Below are 1,811 nucleotides of genomic sequence, written 5' to 3' on the forward strand. Positions count from 1 at the left end.
CGCCTGGGTCACCAAGAAGCTGATGGGCAAGGTCGGCATTCCAGTGATCACCTCCAACCGCATCAACACGCCGGACGTGGCCGAAGAGGTGCTGGCAACGGGTTGCGCCGACATGGTCTCGATGGCGCGCCCGATGCTGGCCGATGCGGATTTCATCGCCAAGGCCGAAGCGGGCCAGGCGCGCCATATTGCCCCCTGCATCGCTTGCAATCAGGCCTGCCTCGACCACACCTTCAGCGGTAAACTGACGTCCTGTCTGGTCAACCCCCGCGCCTGCCACGAAACCGAGCTGGTGATCGAACCCGCCGCCGCAATGAAATCAGTGGCGATCGTCGGCGCAGGCCCCGCGGGCCTTGCCACCGCGCTCACCGCCGCACAGCGCGGGCATAACGTCACCCTGTTCGACAAAGCCGAAGAGATCGGCGGCCAGCTCAACATGGCCAAACAGGTTCCGGGTAAAGAGGAATTCAGGGGCCTGGTCGACTGGTACCGCACTATGGTGGCGGAGGCCGGCGTCACGCTGGAGCTGGGCCGCGAAGCGGCGGCCGATGATCTGACCGGGTTTGACGAGGTGGTGATCGCCACCGGCGTCATCCCGCGTGACCCGCAGATCCCGGGCCAGGACGCGGACAATGTCCTCAGCTATATCGACGTGCTACGGCACAAGAAACCGGTTGGCGAGCGCGTTGCGGTGATCGGCGCCGGCGGCATCGGCTTTGATGTCTCCGAGTTTCTGCTGGAAGAGGGCCACAGCCCGGCCACCGATCTGCCCGCCTGGATGAAGGAATGGGGGGTCGCTGATCCGGACGCGCATCGCGCCGGCCTCGCTCCCGAAGGACCGCAGCCCGCCGCCGCCGCGCGCCAAGTGACCTTGCTGCAGCGCAAGGCGGAACGCCACGGCAAGCGGCTGGGCAAGACCACCGGCTGGATTCACCGCGCCACGCTCAAGATGAAGGACGTGGAATTCCTGGGCGGCGTGAATTACGAGCGCATTGACGCGGACGGCCTGCATGTCTCCTTTGGCGACGCGCGGGAAAACCCCACTCTGGTGCCCGCGGACACTATTGTCCTTTGCGCCGGGCAAGTCTCCGAACGGTCGCTTGCAGATGATTTGGCAGAGCACGGCATCACCGCCCACGTGATCGGCGGAGCTGACGTGGCCGCGGAACTGGATGCCAAGCGCGCCATTAACCAGGGCACGCGGCTGGCAGCGGAACTTTAACGGCAGGCAAGGCTTTCCCGCCTGCGGTTCCAGGTCCTGACGGACCCGGCCAGCAGTTGGGCCCGGCCGCGCCGGCGGCGCGGCAGATGGCACCGCGCATCGCGCGGTGCCACGCCCAACGGGCGCGGTGCATGTTTCATGCTCTTAAGCCGGACGGGAGCCGCCCGCCAATGCGCCCCCGCCGTTGCAAACGGGCACGGCGGCGCATCTTCACCACCGGACAGCAGATTCTCCGGCGCGCTCAGGCTTTGGAATCGCTCCACCGAAACAAACCTGTCCACCTGGTCCAGCTGCTCCCTCAGCGCAGCCGCGGTCTCCAAATAGACCTCCTTTTGCCCCTCGGCGATCTCCACTTCGAATATCACGGCTATCATATCCACCCCTCAACCAATCCCATGCGGCGCTGAGGCCAGTTTCAGCCAGGTCCGGTCCTCGCGCAGCAGAAACCGCTCTTTCTGCGCAAACTCATAGTTTTCGCGCCCCAAAGAATCCGCCGCCAGCCGGGCACGGTACGCTTCATAGGCGGCAAGGCTCTCCACATTGTAGATGCCATAAGCCAGTGTCGACGACCCTTCATGCGGCGCAAAAT

Annotated in this window: 3 protein-coding genes; 1 reads left to right on the forward strand and 2 read right to left on the reverse strand. The window is 65.0% G+C overall.

Annotated features, from left to right (window positions below; genetic code table 11):
• Positions 1-1,222, forward strand: a 1,222-nt coding sequence (locus A2I95_RS35050; RefSeq protein WP_291737176.1) for an FAD-dependent oxidoreductase, incomplete at its 5' end; no start/stop codon positions are given.
• Here the strand turns inward: A2I95_RS35050 and A2I95_RS35055 are convergent.
• The gene (locus A2I95_RS35055; RefSeq protein ID WP_245596898.1) at positions 1,219-1,596 is read right to left on the reverse strand and encodes an antibiotic biosynthesis monooxygenase; all 378 of its coding nucleotides are present in this window, start codon (positions 1,594-1,596) and stop codon (positions 1,219-1,221) included. The two genes, A2I95_RS35050 and A2I95_RS35055, sit on opposite strands and share 4 nt — an antisense overlap.
• A 9-nt stretch (positions 1,597-1,605) precedes the next feature.
• Positions 1,606-1,811, reverse strand: a 206-nt coding sequence (locus tag A2I95_RS35060) for an NIPSNAP family protein (protein WP_291737177.1), incomplete at its 5' end; no start/stop codon positions are given.

This window comes from Leisingera sp. F5, from assembly GCF_001593695.1.

Bases quoted from the DNA above. Each gene is read 5' to 3' on its own strand.
- A2I95_RS35055 (WP_245596898.1), bottom strand. From the start codon at position 1,596: ATGATAGCCGTGATATTCGAAGTGGAGATCGCCGAGGGGCAAAAGGAG.